The 5,080-nt window shown below is 69.3% G+C and carries 3 protein-coding genes; all 3 read right to left on the bottom strand.

The genetic code is table 11. The features are described from left to right. Positions 1-45: 45 nt before the first annotated feature. Positions 46-1,221, bottom strand: a complete 1,176-nt coding sequence (locus DBR34_RS20060; RefSeq protein WP_128098087.1) for a phosphoglycerate kinase — start codon at positions 1,219-1,221, stop codon at positions 46-48. Positions 1,222-1,932: 711 nt separating this feature from the next. Then, complete coding sequence (locus tag DBR34_RS20065) at positions 1,933-3,297, bottom strand: DUF3999 domain-containing protein (protein ID WP_128098088.1); 1,365 nt, start codon at positions 3,295-3,297, stop codon at positions 1,933-1,935. Further along, positions 3,297-5,080: DUF2339 domain-containing protein (locus tag DBR34_RS20070; RefSeq protein WP_146186897.1), on the bottom strand; the 1,784-nt coding region annotated here is incomplete at its 5' end. The genes DBR34_RS20065 and DBR34_RS20070, both read right to left, overlap by 1 nt.

The raw sequence follows: 5,080 nt of genomic DNA on the forward strand, positions 1-5,080 counted from the left end.
AGAACAGCGTTGCACGCGGTTCGAAGGCGTGACGACCGATGGTCATCAGGCGCCCCGTGCTTCCAGTGCGGCGACCGCCGGCAGGGTCTTGCCTTCCAGGAACTCCAGGAACGCGCCGCCGCCGGTGGAGATATAGCTGACCTGGTCGGCGATGTCGTACTTGTCGACGGCCGCCAGGGTGTCGCCGCCGCCGGCGATGGAGAACGCCGGGGAGGCGGCGATGGCCTGGGCCAGGGCCTGGGTGCCGTGGCTGAAGGCTTCAAATTCGAACACGCCTACGGGGCCGTTCCAGACCACGGTGCCGGCCTTGGCGATCAGCCCGGCATAGTGCTGGGCGGTGTCCGGGCCGATGTCGAGGATGAGGTCGTCTTCGGCGACGTCAGCCACGGCCTTCACGGTGGCTTCGGCGTCGGGCAGGAACTGCTTGGCGACGACGACGTCGGTGGGCAGCGGGATGTCGGCGCCGCGGGCCTTGGCATCGGCGACGATCTTTTTGGCCGTGTCGAGCAGGTCCGGTTCGTACAGCGACTTGCCGACGGGGTAGCCGGCCGCCGCGATGAAGGTGTTGGCGATGCCGCCGCCGACGATGAGCTGGTCGACCTTGCCGACGAGGCTGGAGAGCAGTTCAAGCTTGGTGCTGACCTTGCTGCCGGCGACGATGGCGAGCAGGGGCTGGGCGGGGGCAAGCAGGGCCTTGGCGAGCGCGTCGAGTTCGGCCATGAGCAGCGGGCCGCCGGCGGCGATGGGGGCGAAGCGGATGACGCCATGGGTGGAGGCCTGGGCGCGGTGCGCGGTGCCGAAGGCGTCCATGACGAAGACGTCGCAGAGGGCGGCATACTTCCTGGCCAGGGTTTCGTCGTCCTTGCCTTCGCCGACGTTCATGCGGCAATTTTCAAGCAGGACGATGGCGCCGGGGGCAACGTCGACGCCGTCGACCCAGTCGCGCACGAGCGGGACCGGGACGCCGAGCAGCTGGGAGAGTCGCAGGGCAACGGGGGCAAGCGATTCGGCTTCGCTCCAGACGCCTTCGGTGGGGCGGCCGAGGTGCGAGGTGACCATGACGGCGGCGCCCTTTTCCAGTGCGAGCTTCAGCGTCGGCAGCGAGGCGCTGATGCGCTGTTCGGAGGTGATGCGGCCATTCTCGATCGGTACGTTGAGGTCCTGGCGGATCAGCACGCGCTTGCCGGAGAGATCGAGGTCGGTCATGCGAACGATGGACATGGGCAACTCTTTGGCTGAAAAAGGAAAGGGCGCCACGCACGGCGCAGACACCCATTGTCCCGGCTGCGCGGGTGCATCGCAAATTTCCGGGCGGGAGCAGAAGCAGAAACAAGGGCAAAGGCAGGAGCAACAGCCAAAGCCAAAGCCAAAGCCCTGGGGCCGATACTCCTGCGCTGTGCGGGGGCCTGTGGGTTCACGGGACACGCTGCAAGTACGTCCCTGTAAGCTCCGTCGCCGCATCCATGCGGCTCAGGGTCCCGTGAACCCACAGGCCCCCACACTCGACACTGGGTCGGCGCGCATGGAAAAGCAGAACCGTGTTGCCGGGCGCTGCCCGGCAGCCTCATCGTCATGAGTGCGGAAGGAGGGTGAAAAGCACGTCCACAAAGCAGCACTCGGACACGTAGCGCCGGGCTCTGCCCGGCAGCTTTCATACCTCACCGACGCGGAAGGATGATGAAAAGCACATCATTCATGCGCCGCTCGGACACGTAGCGCCGGGCTCTGCCCGGCTGCTCTTCCCCCCACCGCCAACGCGATGAACCGTCCGGAGGTGGCCGGGTGGCCTTGCCCAGGACCGTGTGTTGCCATGGATGGCAACACCGAGCCCCCATGGACGGGTTTACGGCGTGTCCTGGGCAAGGCCACCCGGCCACCTCACCGCAGGAACAACCAAAGCGCTGCCTTTGTCGTCAGCGAAAGAAACAACAATCAACCACCAACATCCCCAGGCTTCTGCCGCAGCACGCTCACCGCAAAGCCACCCACGATCAGCACGCCCAGCACCAGCAGCCCCCACAGCAGCCACTGCTTCCAGTCGCGCTGCGGGGCCACGGCGGCGTCGCCGCCCAGGACCTGTGCCTGCCCCTGCAGCGTGGCGGCGGCTGGCTGCCATTGCGCGCCCTGCTGCTCGCGCAACTGGGCAATCACCGTGCCCACCGGTGCATCGCTGCGGCGGGCGCGCACGCTGCCGGCGGCCACGCTGTACGGCGGCTCGCCCTGACTCAGGAACACCAGCGCCTCGGGCTGGTAGCCCAGTTTCAGCGTCGGCGCCTGGTTCGGCTCGGCCTGCGCTGCTACCAGCTTCCAGTACCGGTCACGCGTGGGAACCGGCAACGACTGTGTCTGCGACCGACGCCGTTCGGCGGCGTCCTGCACCTGGTAAGCCACCCACGGCCCTGCGCGCACCTGCCACGGCTGCGCCGTGTCGTCGCGGCTGAGCAGGGTCCACTGCACCACGCTGTTGTCGGCGGTGCTGATGTCGACCTGCGCAATCGGAAAGCGCCCCTGCAGCTGGTACTCGAACTCGCCCGGCTTGCCGGCCGCGCCTGCCAGCGATTCCCAGCGCCAGTCGATCGCCTCCAGCGCCGGTGCCAGTTCGGCCTGCACGTTGGACAGCACCGGCAGCGCATCGGCGCCGATCGGCACGATGCGGAAATAGCGCGCCTGGCGGCCGATCTCGATGCGCCGCTGCTGCAGGCGACGCCCATCGTGCTGCAGGTCCACCAGCGGCACGTCGTCGGCAATGCGCTGCCACTGGCGAAGATCGTCGCTGGCCTCCACCCGCACCCGCGCCTGCAGCGACGACTGCACCTGCCAGTCCAGACGCAGCGCCTGCACGCCCACTTTCAGCGCACTCGCATCGATCAGCCACCCGGCGGCCTGCGCACTGCCGCCGCCGCTGCGGCCCAGGCGCGCTTCCACCCGGCGTACGCTGCCGTCGGTGTTGCGTTCGGTCAGCAGCTGCAGGTCATCGGCACCGGCACCGGCCATCGCCGGCAGCGGGAACCAGGCCAGGTCCTGCCACTGCGCCGGGCGCGCCAGCGGCTGGTCGGCACTCAGCAGCGTGGTGGGCAATGCCTGGCCTTGTGCATTGAACACCTGCACATCGGCCAGCCGCGGCGACACCGCGCTGCGGTATACCGCCTCATCCAGCATCACCCGGTACGCCCCGGCCTGTGGCTGGGACAGCTGCAACGGCCATTGCTGGCGGTAGTCCTGGCGTGCATCGGCGGACTGCGCCAGCGACGGCACTGCGGCCAGGGACAACACGGCGATCAAGGTACGCAACGTCATCACGACTGAGGCTCCACGGTAGCGTCCGGCGCGCGCGGCGGTGCCGGCGCGAGGTAGCCCACAACCGTGCACAGGAGGCCGTAGGCGATGAAGGAGGAAATGCCCAGCAGGTTGCCCAGGTGCTGGCGGTCGATCAGCACCAGCTTGGCCAACACGACGCCCATCAGCACCGCGCCCACCAGCCACAGGGTGCGCTGGCCGCGGCGCGAGCCCCACACCCAGCTGATCACGCCGAGCACGCTCCAGACCACGGTGAGGCTGGTCTGGGCCAGGGTCGACGACCACAGCGCGTCGTTCCAGGCCACCCCGCCCCAGTGGTGCACGCTGTGCAGGGTGGTGCTGGTGAGCAGGGCGAAGCCGGCGATGGCCAGCACCGGGACGCGCCGACCGCGCAGCCCGGCCGGTGCCGGTGCCGACCACAGCCAACGCGCCGCCAGGGCCAGCACGGCCAGCTGCGCCAGTTCCATCGGATTGAGCAGGGGCAGCCACGGCAGCGGCGCCGGCGACGCCGGTTGGACCAGCAGGCACAGCCAGCTCACGCCCAGCACGCCGAACAACGTGGCGGTGAGCGCGCTACGCAGGACGTCGAAGCGTGCCCCCAGCGGCATCGCCAACCACGGCCAGCGCAGCAGTGCGGTAGCGGCGACCAGCAGCCACGGCAGCAGCGCCAGCGCCAGCGACCAGCCCTGCGCCAGCGCGAAGCGATCGGCCAGCCACATGCACGCCAGCGACACCACGCTGGGCCACAACACCCACCAGCTGAACTGTGCGGCCAGCGCCACCCGGTCCTGCCCATCGCGCAGGCACCACAGGCTGCGCACGCCCAACAGCGCGAACACGGCCCAGGCCAGCGCGCCATAGCCGGCGAACGGCTGCTGGTGCACGTCGGCCTGCCACAGCGCCAGCGGGAACGCGGCCAGCAGCATCGCCAGCGTGGTCAGCACCAGTGCGCGGGCCGGTGCGCGGCGATGTACTTCGGCCGCCACCCAGGCGCTGAAAGCCACCGCGATCAGCAGCGCATCCGGACGGCTGTCGCGGTCGACGAACCGGCCCACCTCGTGGATCACGCCGCCCAGCCACCACAGCATGCCCCACAGGTAATACACGATGGCGGGCGAATCCTGGCGTGCACGCCGGTAGCACCACGCCGAGGCGAAGCCGGCCACGGCCAGCAGCAGCCCGCTCATGAAGGTGGGATTGGCGATCGCGGTGGCATCGGTGTGCCAGTAGTCGGCACCGACCACGAACCCGAACGCCGCGCCCAGCTGCAGCAGCGCGCCGGCGATCTGGGGCAGCCACCGCTTCTGGCGCAGGCCCAGCCAGACCAGCCCGGCCCCTTCCAGCGCGAACACGCTGGCGGTGGCGCGCGCAGACAGTGCCAACGGTACCGCCAGGGTGGCAAAGCCCACGGCCAGCACCGCGTGCGACTGGCCCAATGCGGCGTAGCGCGCGCGCCGGATCAGCGCCCAGCCGAGCACCGCATACAGCGCGGCCAGGCCCAGGGCACACAGGGCCAGCGCAAGCCGGTCGTCATGCAGCATGCCGGCCTGCAGCGAGAAGGCGATCAGCGGCGTACCGAATACCAGGCTGCCGTCGACCAGGTCGCGCTTCTCCGCCGGCTGGCGACGGGCATACAGGATCGGAATCAGCAGGTAGAAGGCGAAGAACAGCAGCAGGAACGGCTCGGTGCTGCTGAACTTGTCGGCGTTGTACTGCAGCACGCCCCACGCGGTGCCGATGCCGAAGGTGAAGGCAAACCCGAGCAGGTTGAGCACCCGCCACG

Source organism: Stenotrophomonas sp. HMWF003, assembly GCF_003061285.1.
Classification (GTDB): Bacteria; Pseudomonadota; Gammaproteobacteria; order Xanthomonadales; family Xanthomonadaceae; genus Stenotrophomonas; species Stenotrophomonas maltophilia_AP.

What these genes read in the sequence shown, in the direction of transcription:
- DBR34_RS20060 (WP_128098087.1), bottom strand. Translation starts at nt 1,221, where the DNA reads ATGTCCATCGTTCGCATGACCGACCTCGATCTCTCCGGCAAGCGCGTG.
- DBR34_RS20065 (WP_128098088.1), bottom strand. Translation starts at nt 3,297, where the DNA reads ATGACGTTGCGTACCTTGATCGCCGTGTTGTCCCTGGCCGCAGTGCCG.